Origin of the sequence: Geobacillus sp. BK01 (genome assembly GCF_052220245.1) — a bacterium.
Taxonomy (GTDB): domain Bacteria; phylum Bacillota; class Bacilli; order Bacillales; family Anoxybacillaceae; genus Geobacillus.
This window is the reverse complement of the sequence record NZ_JBQPTH010000002.1, coordinates 129,199-154,252: the sequence shown is the minus strand read 5'-3', so window position 1 is coordinate 154,252 and position 25,054 is coordinate 129,199. Positions and strand designations below refer to the sequence as shown.

The following is a 25,054-nucleotide window of genomic DNA, read 5'->3' as shown; positions in this document are numbered from 1 at the left end:
ATTGTCCCAAGCGCTGCCTGTATTCCTTTAGTCTTGATAGAGCGGGAACTTGTCCGTCAAGGCAGCGACACGCTGGCGCGCCTCTTCGAGCGCTTGTTCATTGTCTGTGTTTTTCAGCACAAGACTGATAATGGCGGCGATTTCGTCCATTTCCTCAAGGCCGAAGCCGCGCGTCGTCACCGCAGCCGTGCCGATGCGGATGCCGCTCGTGACAAATGGACTTTCCGGATCGTACGGAATCGTGTTTTTATTGACCGTGATGCCGACTTCATCCAATACTTTCTCCGCCGTTTTCCCGGTCAGCTGCTGCGGACGCAAATCGACAAGCAATAAATGGTTGTCCGTGCCGCCGGACACGAGGGTGAACCCTTCATTTTGCAAGGCGGAGGCGAGCCGTTTGGCGTTGTCAACAACGCGTTTCGCGTACGCTTTAAAGTCATCTTGCAGCGCCTCGCCAAGCGCGACCGCTTTCGCGGCGATGACGTGCATCAGCGGGCCGCCTTGAATGCCCGGGAAAATCGATTTATCGATTTGTTTCGCAAACTGTTCCTGACATAAAATCATCCCGCCGCGCGGACCGCGCAACGTTTTGTGCGTCGTCGTCGTAACGAAATGGGCATACGGCACCGGATTCGGATGAAGACCTGCCGCAACAAGACCGGCAATATGGGCCATGTCCACCATTAAATAGGCGCCGATCTCATCGGCAATTTCCCGGAACTTCGCAAAATCGATGACGCGCGGATAGGCGCTTGCCCCTGCGACGATCAGCTTCGGCCGATGAAGGAGCGCTTTCTCGCGCACATCGTCATAGTCGATGACTTGCGTTTCCGGGTCAACGCCATACTCCACAAAGTTGTATTGTATGCCGCTGAAGTTGACCGGGCTTCCGTGCGTCAAATGGCCGCCGTGTGACAAATTCATGCCGAGCACCGTGTCGCCGGGTTTGAGGACGGTGAAATAGACGGCCATGTTCGCCTGCGCCCCGGAGTGCGGCTGGACGTTTGCGTGCTCCGCCCCGAACAATTGCTTCGCCCGCTCGCGCGCCAAATCTTCGACGATGTCGACGTACTCGCAGCCGCCGTAATAGCGGCGGCCCGGGTAGCCTTCCGCATACTTGTTCGTCAGCACCGACCCTTGTGCTTCCATGACGGCGCGGCTGACGAAGTTTTCTGAGGCGATTAGCTCGATTTTCGCGTGTTGCCGGTTTCGCTCTTGTTCGATGGCGGCGAACACTTGCGGATCTTGCTGTGGCAAGTAGTTCATCAATAGCTCCCCCTTACGCAAAATTCAGTGAATATTCGCTTTTATTTTATCAGTTTTCACCGGACAAATCCATGAATAAAAAAACTAGAACGTACAGGAATCATTCGGGTTTTCCAACGAATAAACAGCGCGGGCGCCGCCGATCAGCTTCGGCCGCGTTTTGGCCAACGTCACGCACGCCGATCCGACATGTTTCACCGGGACGCGCACAGGGACGGCGACCGGCTTTAAATGCATGCCGATGAGCGTATGGCCGATATCGATACCGGCATCGGCGCGAATCGCTTCAACGACAACCGGATCGGCAAGATGCCGATAGGCGTAGGCGGCCATCGCTCCTCCCGCCTGCGGGACCGGAATGACAGAAACGGCCTCAAGTCCGTGGGCGCGCGCCGTCTCCCGCTCGACGACAAGCGCCCGGTTCAAATGTTCGCAACATTGAAAGGCAAGCTCGATCTCTGTTTCGCGCCGCCATGCGTCAAGTTCAGCAAACAACATGGCCGCCACGTCCGTCGACCCGGCCGTGCCGATCCGTTCACCAAGCACTTCGCTAGTGCTGCAGCCGATCACGACGATATGGCCGCGACCAAGCGATGTCTGCTCGCGGAACGCGCGCAGGACGGCTTGCCATTGCTGCCGCCATTCGGCCAATTGTGCGTCCATGGCCATCCCCCTCCTCATTGATAAGCCGTGATCCCCGCTATTTTTGGCGAAACGATGCACCTTTATTTTTTACAAATACTCGTTCTCATAATCGGCGATTTTCCCGATCCGCCGCGCATGGCGGCCGCCTTCAAATTCCGTCTCCAGCCACGCTTTCGCGATTTCACGCGCCAGACCGGGGCCGATCACGCGCTCGCCCATCGCGAGGATGTTGCTGTCGTTATGCATGCGTGTCAGTTTGGCGCTGTAAACATCGTGACAAAGAGCGCAGCGCACCCCTTTTACTTTATTCGCCGCAATCGTCATGCCAATGCCGGTGCCGCAAATTAAAATGCCGCGATCAAACTCGCCGCGCGCTACCTTTTCGGCGACCGGGAGCGCGTAATCCGGATAATCGACCGATGTTTCACAATCACAGCCAAAATCGGTATATTCGATGCCCATTTCATCAAGAAGCGCTTTAATTTCTTCACGGATGCGAATCCCACCGTGGTCGGAAGCAATCGCAATTTTCATGTTCATTCGTCTCCTTTCCATCCGCCCCCTCTTCAGTCCGGGATAGAGGGAGAGCCTTTCACCTCAAATATGGCGCTGTGCAAGACTATATGTATATCTTATGTCTTTACAATCAAGGTAGGCACGTTTTCGCCGGCGTCTCCGTCCGATTAGCTGGCGCGAAAACGAGCGACTGCCGCTTGCAGCTGTTCCGCCTGTTCGACAAGTTCATTCGCCAGCTTGTGGACATCGCCGATCGACGCGGTTTGCGCCCGCGTCGCCGCCGCAACTTCGAGCGCACCGGCGGACGTCTGTTCGGCGATGGCCGCCACTTCTTGCGTCTGGGCGGCGGCCCGTTCCATATGGGCCGTCTGATTTTTCGCCAGCTCAGCGATCTCATGAACAGCGCGGATCAATTCATCCGCTGACGCCGCCATGGCGGCCATGGCGGCGTTCGTGCGCTCCCCTTTTGCCGCCTCGGCGTTAGAGGCGGCGACTTGCTTGTCCATTTGCGTCACAACGCGGGCGACTTCGTTTTGAATGTTGCCGACAAGTTCGGCGATTTGCTTGACCGCCTTCGCGCTTTCATCAGCCAGTTTGCGCACTTCCTCGGCGACAACGGAAAATCCGCGGCCGTGCTCGCCGGCGCGGGCGGCTTCAATCGAAGCGTTGAGCGCAAGCAAGTTCGTCTGTTCGGCAATATCGGCAACGAGCAACGTAATATTGCCGATTTGTTTGGCATTTCCTTCGAGCTGTTTAACGACCGTTCGCGACGTTTCTTGATCACGGGCGAGCTGTCCGATGCCGTCAACAAGTGAACGGATCACGTCGCGGCTTGTTTTCGATGTTTCCGCCATCTCGTGCGCCGACTGTTCAGCGCGCTCCGCCGTCCCTTTCACTTGTCCGGCAATGGCCAGCACATCTTCGACCGCCGCAGCCGCCGCCTGCATCGCTTCGGCCGAAGCCACCGCCCCTTCGGAAATGTCATCAATGGTCGCCGCAATGTCGCGCGCACGGCCAGCCGCCGCTTCGGAAGCCTCTCTGATCTCAGCGGTCTTTTCGTTCGTGCGCACCGCGTTTTCTTCAATGTTGACAACGACCGCACGCAAATGGCTGAGCATGCGGTTGAACGCGACAGCAAGCGAGCGGATTTCGTCATGGGACGAAGGAAGCGGAACATCCGCCTCAATGTGCCCGGCGGCCGCCTTGACGGCCGCTTCTTCGAGGCGTTTCAGCGGCCTTGTAATCCAGCCGGCAGCGATATAGGCGAGCACCCCTGACCAAAAAATGCCAAGCAGCAAAATCACGATCGTAAATCCGCTTTTGTTTACTGAAGTGAACCACCAATCATACAACACGTATAAGAAAAAAGCGCTTGTGGAGTACGTAATCAGCGCCAGCACCGTCGTAAAGACGACGAGCTTCAAGCGCAAGCTAAACGGACGGCGTGTTTCCCCCATCGTTTTCCCCCTTACCGGTCACGTTATATGATCATTTCTCTTGAAATTTTTCCACCAGGCGGTCAATGAGCATCGCCAACTCATCGCGCGCCGCCCGATACGCATCAACCGAGCCGCCGAACGGGTCGGCGATGTCGCCATCCGTTCCCGAGGCAAACTGCTTCAGCGTAAACGTTTTATCTGTTGCCTCCGGAAACCGCTGAACGATCATCTCTTTATGGCCGGACGTCATCGCCAATACGTGCGTCGCCCAGTCAATATGTTCTTTTTGTAACAGCGAGGCCCGGTGGAACGAGTCAATCCCCTTTTCCTTCAGCACTGTTTTCGCATGGGCGGACGCCTCGCTTCCTTCTGCGGCGAACACACCGGCCGATTTCACTTCGACATCGGGAAGCTGTTTGCTTTTCAGAAGCGCGGCGGCCATCGGGCTCCGGCACGTATTGCCCGTGCAGACGAACAAAATGCGATACGGCATGACAACCACCTCTTCACAACAATGGCTTATCACCAATATACCATAGGAAAAAGAGCAAAAAAAAGCAGGCAAGTCCGCTTTTTCCCCACTCAAACGAAAAAATTGGCCCGCCCGTCCCGATTTTTCAAGAAAAGAGCAGCTTCAGCCCGAACGCGAGCAAAATGCTGCCGCCAAGCGCTTCGCTGTACGAGCCGAGCCATTGCTGAAAGTGGCGGCCCACCAACAGCCCGATCCAGGTCAATACCGTGCTGAACAAGCCAAACAGCAAGATTGTCACCATCGTCCGCGCCCCGAAAATGCCGAGGCTCAGTCCGACCGAAAAGCTGTCAAGGCTGACGCTAAAGGCAAAAAAAAGCAACCCCGTCCCGCGCGGAAATAACGGCGAACCGTCGCCCCGTTGAAAGGATGCGATGATCATTTGCCCGCCAAGCCATAACAGCAGCACCCCGCCCGCATATGTAGCAATGCTTCCGAACTCGCGCGACAAAAAGCGGCCGACCGCCATGCCAACAAGTGGCATGAAAATATGAAACAAACCGATCGTAAGTCCAATATAAAAAATTTGCCGGAGCCGTAGACGCAACAGCCCCATCCCTAAGGCGACCGAAAATGCGTCCATCCCTAACGCCAGCGCCATCAGCGATAGGGCGATGATCTCGCCGATTAATGCGCCCATTCCTCTCCCCTCCCGGACTGGCCTTAGTGCTAACATATGCACGTCCAGAACCGTTTAGAAGCAACCTGACGATGGGCGGGATAAAGAAAACCGGTCCATAACGGACCGGTGGTATTTCGGGGCTTTCGTTCCCGCTATTCGCTAATGACGCGCCCGCCGGCCGCTTTGTGCAGCCGGTTCATGATCGCCACGCCGATGCCATCTTCCGGAAATGCTTCGCTGTAAATGAGGTCAACGTTCGTTTCATCAAATTGACGCAACGTGTCATACAGGCACTGGGCAACCGTCGCCAGCTCACGGCGCGTTCCGCACGCCAGCACGACATCGGCGGCATACAAATGTCGATTTTCCTCCGTCGTCAGCACACCGACTTTTTTTCCTTCAGCCCGGCGTTCATCGACAAGCTTCTGCAAAAACGCCGGAGGGCCGGCGGCGATCCAAAGCGGGGCTTTTGGGGCATAGTGTGTATATTTCATTCCCGGCGCTTTCGGCGCTTCCTGTTCGTTCCCAGTGCCAACAGCCTCGGCCACATAGCCAATCACCTCACAAAGCATTTCCTTTGTCACCCCGCCCGGGCGCAAAATCGTCGGCACTTCCCCGCTGCAATCAAGCACGGTCGATTCAACGCCAATGCCGGTCGGCCCGCCATCGATCACTCCGGCGATGCGCCCGTTTAAATCAGCGAGCACGTGCGCGGCCGTCGTCGGGCTCGGTCTTCCGGATCGGTTGGCGCTCGGGGCGGCAAGCGCCAAGCCGCTCGCTTCGATCAAGGCAAGCGCCAACCGATGATCCGGCATGCGCACCGCCACGGTCGGGAGACCGGCTGTCACCCGTTCGGACACCGCCCCCGCCCGTTTTGGCAAAACGAATGTGAGCGGCCCCGGCCAAAACCGTTCCATTAACGTTTTCGCGACCGGCGGGATCGAGGCGGCGACCGCCTCCACGTGCGCCATGCTGGCGACATGAACGATGAGCGGGTTGTCACTCGGACGCCCTTTGGCGGCAAAAATTTTTTCCACCGCTGCCGTACTGGACGCGTCTGCGCCCAAGCCGTATACCGTTTCCGTCGGGAACGCAATCACCTCTCCGGCCCGCAGCCATTCGGCTGCCTCTTGTATTTGTGGATAAATACGCCGCTTATCAACAATATTATCCACAACCCAAACGTGTGTTTTCAATCGTTTCACCTTCTCTATCGCCTTGATTCACCTTGAAGATGGCGGCTTTGTTTGGAAGTGCCGCGCCGGCTTCCGCCGTCCGTCCATCGTTATGCACAAGTTGTGAATAAATTTGTTATTTTTGTGGATAACCTTGTGGATATAGGACTATGGAATGAGCCGGGCAAGCCACTCTTTGAAGAAAAATTTCACTTCCACCCGCTGATCCGGCTCCGCGATGACGACGGGGGAAGCGTTCTCACCGTCCCGTTGTCCCTCTTCCCTTGCGGCGCCCGCGTCTTCGTTTACGCCACCTGCAGCGCTGTCTGTTCCATCCACATCTTTGTTCACACCACCCACATGACTCCCGGTGTCATCCACATCTTGATTCACATCGTCCGCGCCATTCCGGCTTTTGTCCCCGGTAGCTTCATGGGTGGAAAAAGCGGCAATGCGTTCAAGTTTCCCTTCCATAGCTGCCGCGGCACCCGCATCTTCTTCTTTTCCATTCGTCTGCGCCGCTTCTTGCCCATCCTTCTTCATCTTCGCTTCAAACTCAGCGGACTGGGCGGCCTCAGCCGGTGCCGGTTTATCCGCTCCGCTTGCCGGCTTTTCTTTCGCCGCCATCATAACAGCGTCGCCGTTGGAAAAGTCGAGAAAACAAAGCGGAGGAAACAAGACACACCACCAGTTTGCCCCCTTTCCTTCCCCAAGTGTGATCAAAACCGCATCGTACGTGCCGGCGGGATAAACGTAGTTGCCGTACACCTTCGTCGGGAAGCGGACCGGGCCAAATTGTACTTTGTACGACTGGCTGCTTTGTTCTTCGCGGAGAATGCGGGCAACCGTCTGCTCAATGTCCGGCAGGTGGGAGCGGATGACACGCTTCGCTTCTTCGAACGATGTCAGTTCGGCCACCCAGCCGTTAATTTGCGCGTTCACCGCATCGCGCACTTTTCGCTTTAATTGCTGGTCGGCCACACTGTCGCTGTTCGCCAAGATGCGGAGGCGAATCGCCTCGTCGGGAACCGCAACCGCCGCGTTTGCCCCTGCGTTCGTCTGCTGGCCGTACAGCTGAACGAGAACGCCTGTTGTTAATAGAATGATATATAAACATACAGCGATGGAATGTCCCTTGATTACCATGATCGGCACCGTCCTTTCACCATTCAGTGTGGACGGCGCCGCCTCGTTTTAAACCTATGAATCTAATTTTTTCTTGTCATATATACCATCCGGTCTTTGCCGTTTAGGTCAAACGCCACTTCGACCTTTGCTTCGGGAAACGCCGCAGCGAAAAGCGCCGCGACCGCTTCTCCCTGTCCGGCGCCAACCTCAAAAGCGACAAGCGCCGGCACGCCGAGTACAAACGGCAGCTCGCGGGCAAAGCGGCGGTAAAAATCGAGCCCGTCATGCCCGCCAAACAACGCTGTATGCGGCTCATAGTCTTTCACGACCGGGGAAAGCGCCGCGGCATCCGTGTCGGGGATGTACGGCGGGTTGGACACGACAACATCGACGGTCTGGCCGTGTTCAATCAGCGGCTGCAGCAAATCCCCGCATCGAAACGCGACGCGAGCCCCAAGCCGGGCGGCGTTTTCCTTGGCGACAGTGAGCGCGTCTTCGGAAATGTCGGTGGCGGTCACTGACAGCCGCTCGTTCTCAAGCGCCAGCGTGATGGCGATCGCCCCGCTGCCGGTGCCAACGTCAACGACATCGATCCGCTCGCGGCCGGCAAACAGGCGGGGGAGACGCTCGAGCACCCCGAGCACAAGCTCTTCCGTTTCCGGACGCGGGATTAACACATGACGGTTGACGAGAAACGGCCGGCCGTAAAAGTACTCATAGCCGATCAAATATTGGATCGGCACATGGTCGACCGCATGGCGGCGCACGTCGGCGGCAAACCGTTCATACACCGCTTCCTCAACCGGCTCACGCCAACGGGCGAACAGCCCGGCCCGGTCGGTGGCTAAATGATGGCACAACAGCCATTCCGCCGCCCGTTCTTCCTTTCCGTGGGCGCGTAAAAAAGAAGAAGCCCAGGCGAGGACTTCATGTACGTTACGACGCATCGTTCGCTTGCTCCAATTTTTTTCCTTGGTCGTCCAAAATGAGCGCCTCAATAATTTCATCCAAGTTGCCATCGAGCACTTGATCAAGCTTTTGGATCGTCAGCCCGATGCGGTGGTCGGTGACGCGGTTTTGCGGAAAGTTGTACGTCCGGATGCGCTCGGAACGGTCGCCGGTGCCGACCGCCTGCTTGCGCGTTTGGTCATATTCAGCGCGCGCTTCTTGCTGGTATTTGTCGTAAATGCGGGCGCGCAACACTTTCATGGCTTTCTCTTTGTTTTTGATTTGCGATTTTTCGTCCTGGCAAGTGACAACAATGCCGGTCGGAATGTGGGTGAGGCGCACAGCCGACATCGTCGTATTAACGCTTTGCCCGCCCGGACCGCTCGAAGCAAACGTGTCGACGCGAATGTCTTTTTCGTGAATCTCGACTTCGACTTCTTCCATTTCCGGCAAACAGGCGACCGTGGCCGTCGATGTATGGATGCGTCCGCCTGACTCTGTCTCCGGCACGCGCTGGACGCGATGGGCGCCGTTTTCAAACTTGAGCTTCGAGTACGCCCCTTTTCCGTTGATCATAAAAATAATTTCCTTATAGCCGCCGAGACCGGTCGGACTCGCTTCGATCACTTCCGTTTTCCATCCTTGCTCCTCGGCATAGCGCGTATACATCCGGTACAAGTCGCCGGCGAACAGCGCCGCCTCCTCACCGCCGGCAGCGGCGCGAATTTCCATAATGACGTTTTTCTCATCGTTCGGGTCTTTCGGCAGGAGCAACACTTTCAGCTTCTCAACGAGCGCCTCTTCCCGTTCTTCCAGCTCGTCAATTTCCTCTTTCACCATCTCCCGCAGCTCCGGTTCAAGCTTTTCCTCGAGCATTGCCTTCGCATCCGCGAGCTGGTTGCGAACCGACTTGTATTCACGGTACGTTTGCACCGTTTCCGCCAAATCGGCCTGCTCTTTCGAATAATCGCGCAACTTTTTCGGATCGTTGATGACTTCGGGATCCATTAAAAGTTCATTTAACTTTTCATACCGTTGTTCGACAGCCTCTAACCGGTCAAACACATTATTCACCTCTGTTTTTCAGCACAGTCTAATTTTAAATTATAGCATGAACCAAAGCCAAACAAAAACCCCCGCTTTTCATAAGCGGGAGCTTTCAGTTCAAGCGCACGATAATTTCATACGTCGGAATCGCTTTGGTCAACAGTTTGTCAATGCGGCTCGCTTCATGTTGCCGCTCTTCGGCGGACAGCTCATCCGGCACATCGACCGTCACATACATATTGCCGCCGTGAAACCAGATGGAGCTGGCGCGATAATCGGTGTGCCGTTCAATGAGTTGCGCGGCTTTGCGCGTATCGGCGCGCTGATTTTCGCTTCCTTCGGTCAAACTAATGAAGTTCGGATTTTGCCGCGTTTTTTCCGGATCGTCAAAATTGTTGTACAAGTCGCTGTCGGCATCGATTTTCGGCCGCCCGTCCGTCATCAGCCGCGTGCCGTTTTGATCTTCGCTTTGCTGGCGGTAGGACGGATGATCCGGGTCGGGCGAGCAGGCAGAAAGAAGCAAAACAACCCCTAACAGCCAGATGCGTTTCATGATTTCGCCTCCCTGCTGTTAGGATGCCCGGGACAAGTCATAATATTTATCCTCTCCGGCTGGGAGAGATCCTTTTTTTCCAAACGGCGTGAACATCGGGAAAGCCAAGCCGTCATTCACGGACGACTTATCGGGCCAGATAGCGATGGAACAATCAGGCACACATCGGTATTTATGATCGTTATGAGGCGGCACAGTCATTGAACAAACGGCTGGCGGCCTTTTGCCTATCGCCATCTTTTCCCGTGACTTACGAGCACGGTTGGCAAGCGCCGGAAAACCCGGCACATGCCGCGGCCGGCTGTCATTTGCCAATGTTGCCGTTCCGTGGCTGCCTCATCCCTTCAACCCGATTGCGAAGCGCGTGGCGCCGGGCTCATTCACCAATGCTACCGTTTCGTGGCTACGTCCTGCTCTCATTCGCCTTTGTGTTCAGCAAGCGGGCGGCCATGCCGCTTTTTCGGTTTGCCCGGCACTTCATGGTGATGGCGGCAGCGCGGTTCGTACGCTTCGCTGGCGCCAACCAAAATGACCGGATCATCATACGAGGCGGGCACACCGTTAATGAGCCGCTGTGTCCGGCTGGCTGGGGAGCCGCATACCGTGCATACCGCCTGCAGTTTCGTCACCGATTCGGCGATCGCCATAAGCGCTGGCACCGGTCCGAACGGTTCGCCGCGGAAATCTTGATCCAATCCGGCGGCGATGACGCGGTAGCCGTGGTCTGCGAGCGTTTGCACGACGTCGATGATGTCATCGGAAAAAAACTGCACTTCATCGATGGCGACGACATCGGTGGCGGTGGAAATGTAGCGAAACATTTCCGCAGGCGTTGCGACCGGAATGGCGATCACCGAATTGCCGTTGTGAGATACGACGGCATCCTCGCTATAGCGGTTGTCGATTGTCGGTTTGAACACTTTCACTTCCTGCCTGGCAAACTGGGCGCGGCGGATGCGGCGGATCAGTTCTTCCGATTTGCCAGAAAACATGCTGCCGCAAATGACCTCCAGCCAACCGGACTGCGTCATCACATACATCAGGGCCTCTCCTTTCGCTCCACACTGTCATCGAAACGACGGGCGCCCCGCCAAGCAAAGCCTAAAACGCCCGACGGCGCCTGGCGATAGGGGCGGCCCGTCCATCCGTTTTCACGAAAAAGCAGGCAAGCGGTGCGCTTGCCTGCTTTCGTCCGTTCTTTTTTACTTAAGGCCGTATTTTTTATTAAATTTATCGACGCGGCCCGCTGCCGAAACGAATTTTTGTTTGCCCGTAAAGAACGGATGGCATTCCGAGCAAATCTCGACGCGCAGCTCGTCTTTGACCGAACCGCTTTCGAACTCGTTTCCGCATGCGCAGCGGACGATCACTTTTTTGTACGCTGGATGGATCCCTTGTTTCATCGTTTTCATCTCCTTCCGCCCTGTATCTTCATCGAAACAGAGTTATTCGTTCGTGCGGGCTCGATGCCCAAGACGCTTCCGCCCTTATGGCGAAGCGCCGCGCATGGAACAGCCGGGGCTTCACGAGAGCAGCCCGGCCGGTACAGACGGTTCATCGTGTGAACACATAAGCGCTGGCTAAAACACACATGTTAAGATTATAACAGCTTTTCCGCTCATTTGCAACGGGCGATTCCCGGCAAATTCCGCCAACGTGTTATAAACGAAGCGGTCCGCCGCTTCTCCATTCTTGGTCAAGCATGGCGAAAAACTCTTCATTGGATTTTGTGCGGCGCAGTTTGTTTAAAAACCGTTCGATGAAGTCCGGTGAATCGGCCATTGTTTTGCGAATCGCCCACAGCTTGTCCAGATGTTCTTTCGGAATGAGCAGTTCCTCTTTGCGCGTCCCGGAACGGCGGATGTCGATGGCCGGAAAAATGCGGCGCTCGGCGAGCGAGCGGTCGAGGTGGAGCTCCATATTGCCCGTGCCTTTAAACTCTTCATAAATGACGTCATCCATGCGTGACCCCGTCTCGATGAGGGCGGTCGCCAAAATCGTCAAGCTGCCGCCTTCCTCGATGTTGCGTGCCGCACCGAAAAACCGCTTCGGCCGATGGAACGCCGCCGGATCAATCCCGCCCGAGAGCGTGCGTCCGCTCGGCGGAATGACCAAGTTGTACGCGCGGGCAAGACGCGTAATGCTGTCCATTAAAATGACAACATCGCGCTTATGTTCGACAAGCCGCATCGCCCGCTCTAAGACGAGTTCGGACACACGGATATGATTTTCCGGCACCTCGTCAAACGTCGAGCTGACGACTTCGCCCTGCACTGACCGCTCAATGTCGGTCACTTCTTCCGGCCGCTCGTCAATGAGCAAGACGATCAACTCAACATCCGGATGGTTCGTCGTAATGCTGTTGGCAATTTCTTTCAGCAACATCGTTTTCCCGGCTTTCGGCGGCGCGACGATCAATCCGCGCTGACCGAAGCCGACCGGGGCAATCAAGTCGATGATGCGGGTCGACAGCTTGTCCGGGGTTGTTTCAAGCTTCATTTGCCGGTTCGGATAAAGCGGCGTCAATCCTGGAAAATGAACACGCTCCTTGGCGATTTCCGGGTCTTCGCCGTTGACCGCTTCAACATGAAGCAAGCCGAAGTAGCGCTCGTTCTCTTTCGGCTTCCGCACTTTGCCGGACACTTTATCCCCATTGCGCAAGTCAAAACGGCGGATTTGGGAAGCGGAAATGTAAATGTCTTCCGAGCTCGGGGAATAGCCAACCGGACGCAAAAAACCAAATCCTTCCGACGGAATGATTTCGAGGATGCCTTCCATGAACGAGAGGCCATCTTGTTCGGCACGCGCTTTCAAAATGGCAAAAATAAGCTCTTTTTTCGTCAACTTGCTGTAATAAGAAATTTTGTATTGTTTGGCAAGCTCGTACAGCTCTTTGAGCTTCATGTTTTCTAAAACCGCTAACGTTAATTCCATTTCGACACCACACTTTGCAAAGTTTCCTATTCTCCCATCGTTTTTGTACGGGCATCGTTCGACAGGCGAAGGGATCATTCATATAAGAAGGTAATGAAGGCTGAAATGAAGTAGAATGGCAGAGCTTATTTCTGCATAAGTAACACGACTATTTTACCCTTTTCTCCGTTTTTTAATCAATCTTTTTTTCTTTTTCCAGACAAGGCGGCGGCCATGGCTGCCGGCGCCGCCAAGCCGGATGAGCAGAAAGGGCGCCAGATGGCCCCGTTTCGTTTTGATGAGCCGTGTTTACGTTTCCGCCGGTCGGCCGGACTTCTTACTTAATGACCAAATTCGGTTTTTTCTTCAGGCTATGCCGTCCCTCAATGAAGCGGACGGTGCCGGATTTGGCGCGCATGACGACCGAGTGGGTGAGGCCGTACGATCCTTTGAGCTGCACGCCGCGCAGCAATTCACCGTCTGTGACGCCGGTGGCGGCGAAAATGGCATCGTCCCCTTTCACCAAGTCATCCATGCGCAACACTTTGTTGACGTCAATGCCCATTTTCTTGCAGCGCTCGAGCTCGGCCTCGTTTTGCGGCAACAGTTTTCCTTGCAGCTCACCGCCAAGGCATTTTAAGGCGACCGCCGCAAGCACCCCTTCCGGTGCGCCGCCGGAGCCGAATAAAATGTCGACGCCGGTATGGTCAAACGCGGTGTTAATGGCGGCCGCAACATCGCCGTCATTAATGAGTTTAATGCGCGCGCCGGCTTCACGCAGCTCTTGGATGAGCCGCTCGTGGCGCGGGCGATTGAGAACGATGGCGACGACGTCTTCGATATCTTTGTTTTTCGCTTTCGCCACCGCTTTTAAATTGTCGATGATCGGCGCTTCGATATCGATCAGGCCAACCGCCTCCGGGCCGACGGCGATTTTGTCCATGTACATATCGGGCGCATGAAGCAAATGGCCGTGATCGGCGACAGCGACGACAGCAAGGGCGTTCCAACCGCCGGAGGCGACGATGTTCGTCCCCTCAAGCGGGTCGACAGCGACATCGACGCGCGGACCGTAGCCGTTGCCAAGCTTCTCCCCAATATAAAGCATCGGCGCTTCATCCATTTCCCCTTCACCGATGACAACCGTCCCTTTCATCGGCACCGTGTCAAACACATCGCGCATCGCCGATGTCGCTGCGTCATCGGCCTCATTCTTTTTTCCGCGCCCCATCCAGCGGGCCGCAGCGAGCGCCGCTGCTTCCGTGACGCGCACGAGTTCCATCGACAAGCTTCGTTCCATCGTTATTCTCCCCTTCCCCTGTTATCTGCCAAACGTCAGGCGTTTTTCACCTGCTCGATTTCTTCATCGGTCATTTTTTCGCGCCAAATCGTGGCGCCGATCGCAGACAGCTTTTCGACTAACCCGCTGTAGCCGCGGTCAATATGTTCGACGCCGGTAATCTCCGTCACTCCTTCTGCCATGAGCCCGGCGACAACGAGCGCCGCTCCGGCGCGCAAGTCGCTCGCTTTCACTTTTGCTCCTTGCAGCCTGACCGGACCGGTGACAATGGCGGAACGGCCTTCGACTTTTACATTCGCGTTCATGCGTCGCAATTCGTCGATATGTTTGAAGCGCGCGCTGTAAATCGTATCGGTGACAACACTCGTGCCGTTCGCTTTCGTCAATAGCGCGGTAAACGGCTGCTGCAAATCGGTCGGGAAACCAGGGTAGACGAGCGTTTTGACGTCAACCGCTTTCAAAACGTCGGAGCCGCAGATCCAAATTTGATCTTCACCCGTCTCGACGTGCACACCCATTTCGCGCAGTTTGGCCGTCAATGATTCGACGTGCTGCGGGATGACGTTGTCGATGACGACTTCGCTGCCGATCGCCGCGGCGGCAATCATGTACGTGCCGGCTTCAATGCGGTCCGGGATGATGGCGTGGCGGCAGCCCGATAATTTTTCGACGCCGTCGATACGGATGACATCGGTGCCCGCGCCTTTGATTTTCGCCCCCATGTTGGAGAGCAATGTCGCCACATCAATGATTTCCGGCTCTTTCGCGGCGTTTTCAATAATCGTCCGCCCTTTGGCGCGCACCGCCGCCAGCATGATGTTGATCGTCGCGCCGACGCTGACGACGTCCAAAAAAATGCGGGCTCCGCGGAGTTCCTCGGCGCGCAAATAGATGGCGCCCTGCTCGTTCGTCACTGTTGCGCCAAGCGCTTCAAACCCTTTGATGTGCTGATCGATCGGGCGCGGTCCGAGATGACAGCCGCCCGGCAAACCGACGACCGCTTTTTTGAACCGGCCGAGCATCGCCCCCATCAAATAGTACGAGGCGCGCAGCTTTTTCACTTTTCCGTTCGGAAGCGGCATGGAAACCATGTTCGTCGGGTCAATGACCGCCTCTTTGCCATCAAACGAAAACGAACCGCCGATTTCCTCGATCAGGCTTCCTAAAATACGCACATCGGAAATGTCCGGCAACCCTTCGATCGTCACCGGCGACTCGGCCAAAATCGCCGCCGGAATCAAGGCGACCGCACTGTTTTTGGCTCCGCTTACTTTGATCGTTCCCCGCAGCCGATCCCCGCCGATGATTTTGATTTTATCCATCGTCGTCTCCCTTCTTTGCTCGGAAGTTGGCTTCACCCCCAGGGACAAGAAAGCGGTCAGGCGGGCTCATCCCCCCGGCCCGAACGCGCCGGGGTGAGCCCGCTTAACCTAGGAGGCAAACAGCCTATTTTCATTGTTGCCGATTCCAGTCAGCGAGAAACTTCTCGATCCCTTGGTCAGTGAGCGGATGGTTAAACAACTGCATCAGCACTTTGTACGGTACGGTGGCAATATGCGCCCCGCGCAACGCCGCTTCTGTCACATGGTGCGGGTGGCGGATTGAAGCTGCAATAATTTCTGTCTCGATGCCATGAATGTTGAAAATATCCGCGATTGTGGAAATGAGCTCTAAGCCGTTATGGCCGATATCATCGAGGCGGCCGAGGAACGGAGAAACGTACGTCGCGCCCGCGCGCGCAGCCAACAGCGCCTGGTTGGCGGTAAACACGAGCGTAACGTTCGTTTTAATGCCTTTTTCGCTGAACGTTTTCACCGCTTTTAAGCCTTCCGGTGTCATCGGCACTTTAATCGTAATGTTTGGGGCGATTTTCGCCAACTCTTCGCCTTCTTCGATCATGCCGGCCGCATCGGTGGAAATGACTTCGGCACTGACTGAACCGGAGACGATGGATGTAATTTCGCGCAACCGGTCGTGGAACGAGACGTTTTCTTTCGCCACTAAGCTTGGATTGGTTGTGACACCGGCCAAAACGCCGAGTTCATGGGCTTGTTTAATTTCTTCCAAATTTGCTGTATCGATAAAAAATTTCATGATGTAACCCTCCTTGTCGTTATTTGGATGCAGGCAGACAAGCCCGGGCGGCGACTGAAAGCCGCCTGCCAGGCCGATCTTGCCGGTTGCTTGTTATTGTGCGGCTTTTCCGGATGAACCGAACTCACGCATTTTGCCGATAACCGTCGCTTTGATCGCTTCGCGGCCCGGGCCGATAATTTTGCGCGGGTCATAAACGTCCGGGTCTTTCGCGAGCAGCTCGCGAACGACTTTCGTAAAGGCGATTTGGTTTTCGGTATTGACGTTAATTTTCGATGTGCCAAGGGAAATCGCGCGCTGGATTTGCTCAGTCGGAATGCCGGTGCCGCCGTGAAGCACAAGCGGAATGCCAGTCATGTCACGAATTTGTTCCATTTCGGCAAATCCGAGCTTCGGCTCCCCTTTGTACGGACCGTGCACCGAACCGAGCGCCGGGGCGAGGCAGTCGATGCCTGTCCGTTTCACGAGCTCTTCACACTCTTTCGGGTCGGCGTAAATGACGCCTTCGCCGACGACGTCGTCTTCTTGTCCGCCGACGATGCCAAGCTCGGCTTCAACCGAGACGCCGCGCGCATGGGCATATTCAACGACTTGCGAGGTGATGCGGACGTTCTCTTCAAACGGGTGGTGGGAGGCGTCAATCATGACCGAGGTGAACCCGGCGTCAATTGCCGCTTTACATTTTTCAAAGCTCGAGCCATGGTCGAGGTGAATGGCGACTGGAACAGTAATGTTCATGTCTTCCATTAAGCCCTTCACCATGTTGACGACCGTTTTAAATCCGCCCATATAGCGGGCCGCCCCTTCGGAAACGCCGAGAATGACCGGCGATTTTTCCTCTTCAGCCGCCGCTAAAATCGCTTGCGTCCACTCTAAGTTGTTAATGTTAAATTGGCCGACCGCGTATTTGCCGCGCAGCGCCTCGTTAAGCATCTCCTTCATCGATACTAACGGCATGGTTACATCCTCCTTAGCTGATCGTCGTCTTTGTCGCCATGGCGGAACGTAGGCCCACAGGCGCAAAATACATCTACGTTATAAGCATACCAACTTGCCGGCAAAACAGCAACATTTCCCTCCTTTATTCTGCTAAAGTTGCACAGGCAGTGAAAAAAGAACTTTTACAACGAAATATGTTTTTTGACGGCGGCGCGCAAATCATCAATATCAAACGGCTTGGCAAAATGCATCAGCGCTCCGAGCTCTTTTGTTTCTTGGATCATATCGAGTTCTCCATACGCGGTCATGATGATCACTTTAATATCCGGGTCAATGTCTTTGAGCCGCTTCAAAATTTCGATGCCGTCCATACCAGGGATTTTCATATCGAGAAGTACAAGGTCAGGGTGGTGTTTGCGGACGATTTCCAACGCCTGCATGCCGTTGGCCGCCTGGTATGTCTCATACCCTTCGCGTTGAAACACCTCGTTTAACAAAATGCGGATGCCGTACTGGTCGTCGACAATTAAAATTTTGTTTCCCACGGTTATACACCTCTATTCCTTTTTTCTCCCTATTAATGTTTCGCATTTCCCGAACGTATTTCCTGCTTGCTTTTCTTTCCATTTGCATGTTTTGTATAATAACGGCGAAAGGAGGCCGAACAATGAAAATTTTGACGACACAAATGATCGGGATGCTGCAAAAAATCGCGGCCGACGAAGAATTGGCGCTTGAGGATGGGGCACGTCTGCTCGCCCAAGCGGTCATGGGCGACGGATGCATCTGGCTGTATGGGACAGGCGAGCTGGATGCGGTCGTCACGGCTGCGCTTCTCGGCCCGGATCCGCTGCCAAAAGCGACGCGCCTCAAACCGGGGATGGCTGATGATTGGAACGAAAGGGATCGAGCACTTGTGTTCACCCGCTTTTCTAACGACGAAGAGGCGGTTCGCCTCGTTGAACAGCTGCAAGCGCATGGTGTCGATACGGTCGCCGTCTCAACGCTCGTCAAAGGCGAACCAAGGTTGGCGGATGTCGCCGCCGTCCATATCGACAGCAAACTGTCCCGGCCGCTCGTCCCGACGGAAGACGGCCGCCGCATCGCCATGCCGACAGTCGTTGCCGCTTCGTTCATCTACTACGGGCTGCTTGTTTTGCTTGACGAAATTTTGGAGGAGTATCGATAACAGCCGCTTTGAAAACGTGCGCACCTGTCGGATGAAGCCGTTAAAAAACGGTGTCCGTTCGTCGGACACCGTTTCGTGTTACTGTTTTAATGACGCTTTAATAAACTCGCGGAACAGCGGCTGCGGCCGTGTCGGGCGCGAAGTAAACTCCGGATGGAATTGCGCGGCGACAAACCACGGATGGTCTTTCAGCTCGATGATCTCCACAAGCCGCCCGTCCGGACTCGTACCGGAGAAGACAAAGCCATGCTCTTCCATCAGATGACGGTATTGATTGTTGAACTCATATCGATGGCGATGGCGCTCGTAAATGACCTCATCGCTGTACGCCGCATGGGCGAGCGTCCCTTCCTGCAGCTTGCACGGATACAAACCGAGGCGGAGCGTGCCGCCTAAGTCTTCGACATCTTTTTGTTCCGGAAGCAAGTCGATGATCGGGTGCGGCGTATTCGGATCAAACTCGGCCGAATGGGCATTAGCGAGGCCCACAACATGACGGGCGAACTCGATCGAAGCGAGCTGCATCCCTAGACAAATGCCTAAAAACGGCACGCGCTGTTCACGGGCATAGCGGATCGCTTCAATTTTTCCTTCGACGCCGCGGTCGCCAAATCCGCCCGGGACGAGAATGCCATCGGCGTCTTTCAGCAACTCCTCCACATTGTCGCGCGTCACATGTTCCGCATTGACCCATTGGATGTCAATGTCCGTATCAAACGCATAGCCGGCATGGCGGAGCGCTTCGACGACCGAGATGTAGGCGTCCGGCAGTTCGACATATTTGCCGACGAGGGCGATTTTCGTCGTTTTCGATAAGTTGCGCACTTTCTCAACGAGCGCTTTCCATTCCGTCATATCCGCTTCGCGGCAGTTGAGGCGCAAATGTTCGCAAACGATTTGGTCGAGCTTTTGTTCTTGTAGCATGAGCGGCACGGCGTACAGCGTATCTGCATCGCGCGATTCAATGACCGCTTTCGGGTCGATGTCGCAAAAGAGGGCGATTTTGTCTTTCATTTCTTGCGGCATCGGCATTTCTGTGCGCACGACGATGATGTTCGGCTGAATGCCGAGGCTGCGCAGTTCTTTCACACTATGCTGCGTCGGCTTCGTTTTCATTTCCCCGGCCACTTTAATGTACGGCACGAGCGTGCAATGAATGTACATGACATTTTCACGTCCGACATCGCTTTTGATTTGGCGAATGGCCTCTAGAAACGGAAGCGATTCGATGTCACCGACTGTGCCGCCAATCTCGGTAATGACGACATCGGCGTTCGTTTCCTTTCCGGCGCGGAAGACGCGCTCTTTAATTTCATTTGTAATATGCGGAATGACTTGCACCGTACCGCCTAAGTAATCGCCGCGCCGCTCTTTGCGGATGACGGCGGAATACACTTTTCCGGTCGTGACGTTGCTGTATTTGTTCAAATTAATATCGATGAACCGCTCATAATGCCCTAAATCCAAATCCGTTTCTGCGCCGTCATCGGTGACGAACACTTCGCCGTGCTGATACGGGCTCATCGTTCCCGGGTCGACGTTAATATACGGGTCAAATTTTTGGATCGTCACGTTCAAGCCGCGGTTTTTCAATAGCCGCCCGAGCGACGCAGCCGTAATTCCTTTTCCTAGCGAAGAAACGACACCGCCCGTCACAAAAATGTACTTTGTCATCATGTCTTCCCCCTTGCCGAAATTACAGTAACAGTTTCAGTGTTTGCGAAAGGCGCAAATAAAAAACGCTCCGCTTACCATCCGTAAGGGAGCGATAATTCGATTCGTCCGTTTTTCAAGAGCCCAACACACATTGTACCGAGTTCCCCCGGCGAAGTCAAGCGGTTATTCGTCCTCCTCCGGCTCCTCAAGATCAATCTCTTCGTCAAGCGGCTCTTCGTCCAATTCAAATTCTTCCTCCTCGAGAACGTCGTCCTCAAAATCGACATCTTCGTCAAGGTCGAACTCCTCATCTTCGAGCAGCTCTTCGTCGTCGATCTCAAGCTCTTCCTCATCGTATTCATCCAAGTCGTCATAATCGAGATCTTCTTCGTCAAGCAGTCCTTCATAATCGTCGTATTCGTCATCAAGCGCTTTTTTCTTCTTTTTCGGCTTGACAATCGTCACCGTTTCGTCTTCCGTCTGGTCAAACGGATACCACGCGCGCAACCCCCATACGTTTTCCCCGACGCAAATAAACCGTCCGTCGATATTTAAATCCGTGTAATACTGGGCAAGCCGCGCGGCGATGTCGTCCTCCGCCGCGCCAGTCAATGCCGCTACTTCGCGGACGATTTGGTCAAACGGCAGCGCCTCCCGCTTATCAAGCAAAATGAGGTTCGCCAACTCGACGAACGACATCTCCTGCAATTCCTCTGGCGAGTATTGCTGCTGCAGGCTCAAATTCAGCACTCCCCTTCTATATAATGAAACAAATGAATGCAAGTGGAATACATACCATTCATTATAAACAAATTGCCGGCGTTTATGCTAGCTATTTAGCGAAAAAAGCAAAAAGAGAGCCGCCCCGTGGCGGGGGCAGCCCTCTTTCCGACAGATTCATCCCGTCAAGGCCGTTCCCTTCTTCGAAAGGTTTCCGTGTTGGCCCAGGCGGGCGGGCAAGCATAACGCGGCCGCATAGTGCCGGTCAAAGGGGCGGGCACCACCGCTGGCGGAGGCGAACGACGGAACGCTTTTTCCTACATATTCCGCCGGTATTGGCCGCCGACTTCGTACAACGCGCGGGTGATTTGCCCGAGGCTGGCGACTTTTACCGTTTCCATCAACTCTTCGAAAATGTTGCCGCCGCTCGTCGCTACTTGTTTTAAGCGCTCGAGCGCCAGGCCGGCTTTGTCTTTGTTCCGCGCCTGGAATTCGCGCAAATTGTGAATTTGCAGCTCTTTTTCTTCATACGTTGCCCGGGCGAGCTCGAGATTGTTCAATTCTTCTTCCGATGGCGGGTTCGGGTTCAAGAACGTATTCACGCCGATAATCGGCAGTTCCCCGGTATGTTTTTTCGTTTCGTAGTAGAGCGACTCGTCTTGAATTTTTCCGCGCTGGTACTGCATTTCCATCGCCCCGAGCACGCCGCCGCGGTCGTTCAACCGTTCGAACTCTTGCAACACCGCTTCTTCCACCAAGTCCGTCAGTTCTTCGATAATGAACGATCCTTGAAGCGGATTTTCGTTTTTCGCCAAGCCAAACTCTTTTGTAATAATAAGCTGGATCGCCATCGCCCGCCGGACCGACTCCTCGGTCGGTGTCGTGATCGCTTCGTCATAGGCGTTTGTATGGAGCGAATTGCAGTTGTCGTAAATCGCCAACAGCGCCTGCAGCGTCGTGCGGATGTCGTTAAAATCGATTTCTTGGGCGTGAAGCGAACGGCCGGACGTTTGAATATGGTATTTCAGCTTTTGGCTCCGTTCGTTGGCGCCGTATTTTTCGCGCATGACGACGGCCCAAATGCGGCGGGCGACGCGGCCGATGACCGAATATTCCGGATCGAGGCCGTTGCTGAAGAAAAACGACAAGTTCGGCGCGAAATCATCAATATGCATGCCGCGGCTCAAATAATATTCGACGTACGTAAAGCCGTTGGCGAGCGTAAACGCCAATTGCGTGATCGGATTGGCCCCCGCCTCGGCGATATGATAGCCGGAAATCGACACCGAATAATAGTTGCGGACGCGGTGCTTGATGAAATACTCTTGGATGTCGCCCATCATTTTTAAGGCGAAATCGGTCGAAAAAATGCACGTATTTTGCCCTTGATCTTCTTTTAAAATATCAGCTTGCACCGTGCCGCGCACCGTTTGCAGTGTATACGCTTTCACTTGTTCATACTCTTCCGGTGTGAGCGGGCGCCCAAGCTCGGCTTCTTTTTTCTCGACTTGTTGGTCGATGGCCGTGTTCATAAACATCGCCAGCAAAATCGGAGCCGGGCCGTTGATCGTCATCGACACCGATGTGAGCGGGTCGCACAAGTCAAACCCTTTGTACAGTTTTTTCATATCATCGAGCGTACAGATGCTGACGCCGCTTTCACCAACTTTGCCGAAAATGTCCGGCCGGTAGTCCGGGTCTTCACCGTAGAGCGTGACCGAGTCAAACGCCGTGCTGAGCCGCTTCGCTTTGTCTTCTTTACATAAGTAATGGAAGCGGCGGTTGGTGCGCTCCGGCGTCCCTTCGCCGGCAAATTGCCGTTTCGGGTCTTCGCCTTGGCGCTTGAACGGGAAAACACCCGCTGTATACGGGAACGAACCGGGAACGTTTTCTTTATACACCCAGCGCAAAATTTCCCCGTAGTCTTTAAATTTTGGCAAGACGACTTTCGGGATGTCCAAACCGGACAACGTTTTTGTCGTCAGTTCGGTGACGATTTCTTTGTCCCGCACTTTTGTGACAAACTGTTTGGCCGCATATTTCGCTTTCGTTTCTTCCCATGTCGCCAAAATGCGTTTCGATTCCGGTGTCAGCTTCGCTTCATAATCGGCTTTGAGCGTCTCAAGCGCGCGAATGACATCGTCAGACTCCCCGCGCTCGTTCGCCGCTTCGATCGCCCCTTCGAGCTGAAACAGGCGGCGGGCGGCCTCGGCTTGCTGCTCGGCACGGCGGTGGTACGAGCGGACCGTCTCCGCGATTTCGCGCAAATAGTAGCGGCGCTCGTTCGGAATGATGACGTTATGCTTTTCGACGTTGGCGACCGTTTTCAAACTCGTCTTCCAGTCCGTGCCCGTTTTCCGGTTGATCGTATCGACAAGCGCAACAAAGAGCGTATTTGTCCCCGGATCGTTAAACTGGCTGGCGATCGTGCCATACACCGGCATTTCCGACACGTCGCGGTCAAACAGCTGATGGCTTCGCTGATATTGCTTTTGCACTTGCCGTTTTGCATCTTCCGAGCCTTTGCGTTCAAACTTGTTAATGGCGATCAAATCGGCGTAATCAATCATATCGATTTTCTCAAGCTGCGTCGGCGCCCCAAACTCGCTTGTCATCACATACATCGAAACGTCGCACACTTCCGTAATGGCAGCGTCGCCTTGGCCGATCCCGCTCGTTTCGACAATGACGAGATCGAAACCGGCCGCTTTGACGACAGAAATGGCGTCACGGATCGCCGGCGACAGCTCGGAGCGGGAATGGCGTGTCGCAAGGCTCCGCATGTAGACGCGCGGCGAATGGATGGCGTTCATCCGAATCCGGTCGCCTAACAGCGCCCCACCCGTTTTTTGTTTTGTCGGGTCAACGGATAAAATGGCGATCTTGATGTCACGGATTTCATTCAAAAAGCGGCGCACAAGTTCATCGGTAAGCGAGCTTTTCCCCGCCCCGCCCGTGCCGGTAATGCCAAGGACCGGCACGCGCTTTTCCATCGTTTTCACTTGCGCGATCGCTGCTTCAGCGGCGGCCGCCGCCTCGTCCTTCGCCGCAGCGCGGTACTCGCACAACGTAATGAGCCGGGCGACAGCTTGCACATCGCCGGATGCCAGCCGCTCGATTTCATCGGTCACCGCCGTGACGGTCGGAAAATCGCATTCTTCAAGCATGATGTTAATCATCCCTTGCAACCCAAAGCGACGACCGTCTTCCGGCGAGAAAATGCGGGCGATGCCATACTCGTGCAGCTCCTTGATTTCGCGCGGGATAATGACGCCGCCCCCACCGCCGTAAATGCGGATATGGGATGCCCCCCGCTCTTGCAGCAAGTCATACATATATTTGAAAAATTCCATGTGGCCGCCTTGATAAGACGAGACGGCAATGCCTTGCACGTCTTCTTGAATGGCGGCGTTGACGATTTCTTCAACCGAGCGGTTATGGCCTAAATGGACGACTTCGGCGCCGCTCGCTTGCAAAATGCGGCGCATAATGTTGATGGACGCATCATGGCCGTCAAACAAGCTCGAAGCCGTGACAAAGCGGACATGGTGTTTCGGGCGGTAAATATGCGCCATTCTCTCTCCCCCTTTGTTCAAACTTGCTGTTTCTCCATAATCCCCTTTAACAAAAACTCCGTCTGCCATTCAATATATTCGTCAAGCGTATACATTTTCCGCAGCGCCCAACGGCGGAACGCCCACATTTGCCCGAGCACGATGATGTTGTGGGCAAAAAGGCGAATCTCGCTTTCGGAAAGCTGCAACGTCCCGCTTTCGACACATGTGCGCAAAATACGCTCGAAAATGGCTGTCATATCGAGCTCTTTATTGAGCACGTATGGAAGCGATTCTTTGCTCAGCGCTTTTAATTCTTGGTACATAACGAGCACTTCGTCGTCAAGCTCATCGACAACGCGAAAATAATGAGCGATCGCACGCCGCAACCCTTCAATCGTGCCGTGATGATCGCCGAGATCTTGTTCGGTCCGCTCCCGCACCTCGTCGTAAATGCGGTCGCACACTAAATACAAGACATCTTCTTTTTTGCGAATGTACTCATACAGTGTACCGATGCTAAACCCGGATGCTTTGGCGATTTCCCTCGTTGTGGTCCGGTGAAAGCCTTTTTGCTTAAAAAGGGAAATGGCGCCTTTAATCATCTCGTTGCGCCGCTTTTTCACAAGTTTTTCGTCTTTGACCGATGCGATCACTTCCCGTTTTTTCATTTCGGTTTCTCTCCCCCATTCCCGTTTAGCAGCAAGGCGATGCCCCGCCCGGCTTCCCGTTCGCGCGGTGGAACGGCTGAAATATTGTGCGGCACATCCCCGAAATAACTACCATGACCCGCGCGTCAGATCAGAGCGGGGAGATGCCGC

Annotated in this window: 24 protein-coding genes; 1 reads left to right on the top strand and 23 read right to left on the bottom strand. The window is 54.9% G+C overall.

What is annotated here, in order from left to right:
- Positions 1–27: 27 nt before the first annotated feature.
- The 19 genes from glyA to ACTVDO_RS02985 all read right to left on the bottom strand — a co-directional run bounded on the left by glyA (position 28) and on the right by ACTVDO_RS02985 (position 17,659).
- Positions 28–1,266, bottom strand: coding sequence for a serine hydroxymethyltransferase (gene glyA, locus ACTVDO_RS03075; RefSeq protein WP_442901000.1), 1,239 nt, complete (start codon positions 1,264–1,266; stop codon positions 28–30).
- Between the two features lie 84 nt (positions 1,267–1,350).
- Positions 1,351–1,929, bottom strand: a complete 579-nt coding sequence (locus ACTVDO_RS03070) for a TIGR01440 family protein (protein ID WP_442900999.1) — start codon at positions 1,927–1,929, stop codon at positions 1,351–1,353.
- A gap of 69 nt (positions 1,930–1,998) precedes the next feature.
- Complete coding sequence (gene rpiB / locus ACTVDO_RS03065; protein ID WP_442900998.1) at positions 1,999–2,445, bottom strand: ribose 5-phosphate isomerase B; 447 nt, start codon at positions 2,443–2,445, stop codon at positions 1,999–2,001.
- A gap of 149 nt (positions 2,446–2,594) precedes the next feature.
- A complete protein-coding gene (locus ACTVDO_RS03060) occupies positions 2,595–3,884 on the bottom strand; it encodes a methyl-accepting chemotaxis protein (protein WP_442900997.1) in 1,290 nt (429 codons plus the stop codon).
- A 31-nt stretch (positions 3,885–3,915) separates the two neighbouring features.
- The gene (locus tag ACTVDO_RS03055) at positions 3,916–4,359 is read right to left on the bottom strand and encodes a low molecular weight protein arginine phosphatase (protein ID WP_442900996.1); all 444 of its coding nucleotides are present in this window, start codon (positions 4,357–4,359) and stop codon (positions 3,916–3,918) included.
- Between the two features lie 124 nt (positions 4,360–4,483).
- On the bottom strand, positions 4,484–5,035 hold the full coding sequence (locus ACTVDO_RS03050; protein WP_442900995.1) for a manganese efflux pump MntP: 552 nt from the start codon (positions 5,033–5,035) through the stop codon (positions 4,484–4,486).
- 134 nt (positions 5,036–5,169) lie between these two features.
- Positions 5,170–6,213: an L-threonylcarbamoyladenylate synthase gene (locus ACTVDO_RS03045; protein WP_442901101.1), complete on the bottom strand. Its 1,044-nt coding sequence runs from the start codon at positions 6,211–6,213 to the stop codon at positions 5,170–5,172.
- 147 nt (positions 6,214–6,360) lie between these two features.
- Entirely contained in the window at positions 6,361–7,338 is a 978-nt protein-coding gene (gene spoIIR, locus ACTVDO_RS03040) for a stage II sporulation protein R (RefSeq protein ID WP_442900994.1), read from the bottom strand.
- Between the two features lie 62 nt (positions 7,339–7,400).
- Positions 7,401–8,267, bottom strand: coding sequence for a peptide chain release factor N(5)-glutamine methyltransferase (prmC, locus tag ACTVDO_RS03035; RefSeq protein ID WP_442900993.1), 867 nt, complete (start codon positions 8,265–8,267; stop codon positions 7,401–7,403).
- On the bottom strand, positions 8,257–9,333 hold the full coding sequence (gene prfA, locus ACTVDO_RS03030) for a peptide chain release factor 1 (protein WP_442900992.1): 1,077 nt from the start codon (positions 9,331–9,333) through the stop codon (positions 8,257–8,259). The genes prmC and prfA overlap by 11 nt, the downstream gene beginning before the upstream one ends.
- A gap of 94 nt (positions 9,334–9,427) precedes the next feature.
- Positions 9,428–9,868 carry a hypothetical protein gene (locus ACTVDO_RS03025; protein WP_442900991.1) on the bottom strand — a complete coding sequence of 147 codons (441 nt, stop codon included), beginning with the start codon at positions 9,866–9,868 and terminating at the stop codon, positions 9,428–9,430.
- 416 nt (positions 9,869–10,284) lie between these two features.
- Positions 10,285–10,908 (bottom strand): thymidine kinase, encoded by a 624-nt coding sequence (locus tag ACTVDO_RS03020; protein ID WP_442900990.1) that lies wholly within the window; start codon positions 10,906–10,908, stop codon positions 10,285–10,287.
- A gap of 162 nt (positions 10,909–11,070) precedes the next feature.
- On the bottom strand, positions 11,071–11,271 hold the full coding sequence (gene rpmE / locus ACTVDO_RS03015; RefSeq protein ID WP_008880715.1) for a 50S ribosomal protein L31: 201 nt from the start codon (positions 11,269–11,271) through the stop codon (positions 11,071–11,073).
- A 256-nt stretch (positions 11,272–11,527) separates the two neighbouring features.
- The gene (gene rho, locus ACTVDO_RS03010; RefSeq protein ID WP_442900989.1) at positions 11,528–12,802 is read right to left on the bottom strand and encodes a transcription termination factor Rho; all 1,275 of its coding nucleotides are present in this window, start codon (positions 12,800–12,802) and stop codon (positions 11,528–11,530) included.
- Positions 12,803–13,118: 316 nt separating this feature from the next.
- Complete coding sequence (glpX, locus tag ACTVDO_RS03005) at positions 13,119–14,081, bottom strand: class II fructose-bisphosphatase (RefSeq protein ID WP_020961527.1); 963 nt, start codon at positions 14,079–14,081, stop codon at positions 13,119–13,121.
- A 35-nt stretch (positions 14,082–14,116) separates the two neighbouring features.
- A complete protein-coding gene (locus ACTVDO_RS03000; protein ID WP_020961528.1) occupies positions 14,117–15,403 on the bottom strand; it encodes a UDP-N-acetylglucosamine 1-carboxyvinyltransferase in 1,287 nt (428 codons plus the stop codon).
- 130 nt (positions 15,404–15,533) lie between these two features.
- Positions 15,534–16,175: a fructose-6-phosphate aldolase gene (gene fsa / locus ACTVDO_RS02995; RefSeq protein WP_020961529.1), complete on the bottom strand. Its 642-nt coding sequence runs from the start codon at positions 16,173–16,175 to the stop codon at positions 15,534–15,536.
- Between the two features lie 93 nt (positions 16,176–16,268).
- A complete protein-coding gene (locus ACTVDO_RS02990; RefSeq protein WP_020961530.1) occupies positions 16,269–17,132 on the bottom strand; it encodes a class II fructose-bisphosphate aldolase in 864 nt (287 codons plus the stop codon).
- Between the two features lie 164 nt (positions 17,133–17,296).
- Positions 17,297–17,659 (bottom strand): response regulator, encoded by a 363-nt coding sequence (locus tag ACTVDO_RS02985; protein ID WP_020961531.1) that lies wholly within the window; start codon positions 17,657–17,659, stop codon positions 17,297–17,299.
- Positions 17,660–17,781: 122 nt separating this feature from the next.
- Between ACTVDO_RS02985 and ACTVDO_RS02980 the strand changes: the two genes are divergently transcribed.
- Positions 17,782–18,303 (top strand): DUF2529 domain-containing protein, encoded by a 522-nt coding sequence (locus ACTVDO_RS02980; RefSeq protein ID WP_020961532.1) that lies wholly within the window; start codon positions 17,782–17,784, stop codon positions 18,301–18,303.
- 78 nt (positions 18,304–18,381) lie between these two features.
- Here the strand turns inward: ACTVDO_RS02980 and ACTVDO_RS02975 are convergent, their stop codons facing one another.
- The 4 genes from ACTVDO_RS02975 to ACTVDO_RS02960 all read right to left on the bottom strand — a co-directional run bounded on the left by ACTVDO_RS02975 (position 18,382) and on the right by ACTVDO_RS02960 (position 24,904).
- A complete protein-coding gene (locus ACTVDO_RS02975) occupies positions 18,382–19,977 on the bottom strand; it encodes a CTP synthase (protein ID WP_442901100.1) in 1,596 nt (531 codons plus the stop codon).
- Between the two features lie 165 nt (positions 19,978–20,142).
- Positions 20,143–20,700 carry a DNA-directed RNA polymerase subunit delta gene (gene rpoE / locus ACTVDO_RS02970; RefSeq protein ID WP_020961534.1) on the bottom strand — a complete coding sequence of 186 codons (558 nt, stop codon included), beginning with the start codon at positions 20,698–20,700 and terminating at the stop codon, positions 20,143–20,145.
- Between the two features lie 296 nt (positions 20,701–20,996).
- Entirely contained in the window at positions 20,997–24,254 is a 3,258-nt protein-coding gene (icmF, locus tag ACTVDO_RS02965; RefSeq protein ID WP_020961535.1) for a fused isobutyryl-CoA mutase/GTPase IcmF, read from the bottom strand.
- Positions 24,255–24,271: 17 nt separating this feature from the next.
- Positions 24,272–24,904: a TetR/AcrR family transcriptional regulator gene (locus tag ACTVDO_RS02960; protein ID WP_020961536.1), complete on the bottom strand. Its 633-nt coding sequence runs from the start codon at positions 24,902–24,904 to the stop codon at positions 24,272–24,274.
- Between the last annotated feature and the right edge of the window lie 150 nt (positions 24,905–25,054).

Excerpts from the sequence above, each read along its gene's own strand:
- rpiB (WP_442900998.1), bottom strand. The coding sequence starts at position 2,445 with ATGAAAATTGCGATTGCTTCCGACCACGGTGGGATTCGCATCCGTGAA.
- glyA (WP_442901000.1), bottom strand. The coding sequence starts at position 1,266 with ATGAACTACTTGCCACAGCAAGATCCGCAAGTGTTCGCCGCCATCGAA.
- ACTVDO_RS02980 (WP_020961532.1), top strand. The coding sequence starts at position 17,782 with ATGAAAATTTTGACGACACAAATGATCGGGATGCTGCAAAAAATCGCG.
- icmF (WP_020961535.1), bottom strand. The coding sequence starts at position 24,254 with ATGGCGCATATTTACCGCCCGAAACACCATGTCCGCTTTGTCACGGCT.
- prmC (WP_442900993.1), bottom strand. The coding sequence starts at position 8,267 with ATGCGTCGTAACGTACATGAAGTCCTCGCCTGGGCTTCTTCTTTTTTA.
- ACTVDO_RS03070 (WP_442900999.1), bottom strand. The coding sequence starts at position 1,929 with ATGGACGCACAATTGGCCGAATGGCGGCAGCAATGGCAAGCCGTCCTG.
- ACTVDO_RS03025 (WP_442900991.1), bottom strand. The coding sequence starts at position 9,868 with ATGAAACGCATCTGGCTGTTAGGGGTTGTTTTGCTTCTTTCTGCCTGC.
- ACTVDO_RS02975 (WP_442901100.1), bottom strand. The coding sequence starts at position 19,977 with ATGACAAAGTACATTTTTGTGACGGGCGGTGTCGTTTCTTCGCTAGGA.
- rpmE (WP_008880715.1), bottom strand. The coding sequence starts at position 11,271 with ATGAAACAAGGGATCCATCCAGCGTACAAAAAAGTGATCGTCCGCTGC.
- glpX (WP_020961527.1), bottom strand. The coding sequence starts at position 14,081 with ATGGAACGAAGCTTGTCGATGGAACTCGTGCGCGTCACGGAAGCAGCG.
- ACTVDO_RS03020 (WP_442900990.1), bottom strand. The coding sequence starts at position 10,908 with ATGTATGTGATGACGCAGTCCGGTTGGCTGGAGGTCATTTGCGGCAGC.
- ACTVDO_RS02960 (WP_020961536.1), bottom strand. The coding sequence starts at position 24,904 with ATGAAAAAACGGGAAGTGATCGCATCGGTCAAAGACGAAAAACTTGTG.
- ACTVDO_RS03055 (WP_442900996.1), bottom strand. The coding sequence starts at position 4,359 with ATGCCGTATCGCATTTTGTTCGTCTGCACGGGCAATACGTGCCGGAGC.
- spoIIR (WP_442900994.1), bottom strand. The coding sequence starts at position 7,338 with ATGGTAATCAAGGGACATTCCATCGCTGTATGTTTATATATCATTCTA.
- fsa (WP_020961529.1), bottom strand. The coding sequence starts at position 16,175 with ATGAAATTTTTTATCGATACAGCAAATTTGGAAGAAATTAAACAAGCC.
- ACTVDO_RS03060 (WP_442900997.1), bottom strand. The coding sequence starts at position 3,884 with ATGGGGGAAACACGCCGTCCGTTTAGCTTGCGCTTGAAGCTCGTCGTC.
- rho (WP_442900989.1), bottom strand. The coding sequence starts at position 12,802 with ATGGAATTAACGTTAGCGGTTTTAGAAAACATGAAGCTCAAAGAGCTG.
- ACTVDO_RS02990 (WP_020961530.1), bottom strand. The coding sequence starts at position 17,132 with ATGCCGTTAGTATCGATGAAGGAGATGCTTAACGAGGCGCTGCGCGGC.
- ACTVDO_RS03050 (WP_442900995.1), bottom strand. The coding sequence starts at position 5,035 with ATGGGCGCATTAATCGGCGAGATCATCGCCCTATCGCTGATGGCGCTG.
- ACTVDO_RS03000 (WP_020961528.1), bottom strand. The coding sequence starts at position 15,403 with ATGGATAAAATCAAAATCATCGGCGGGGATCGGCTGCGGGGAACGATC.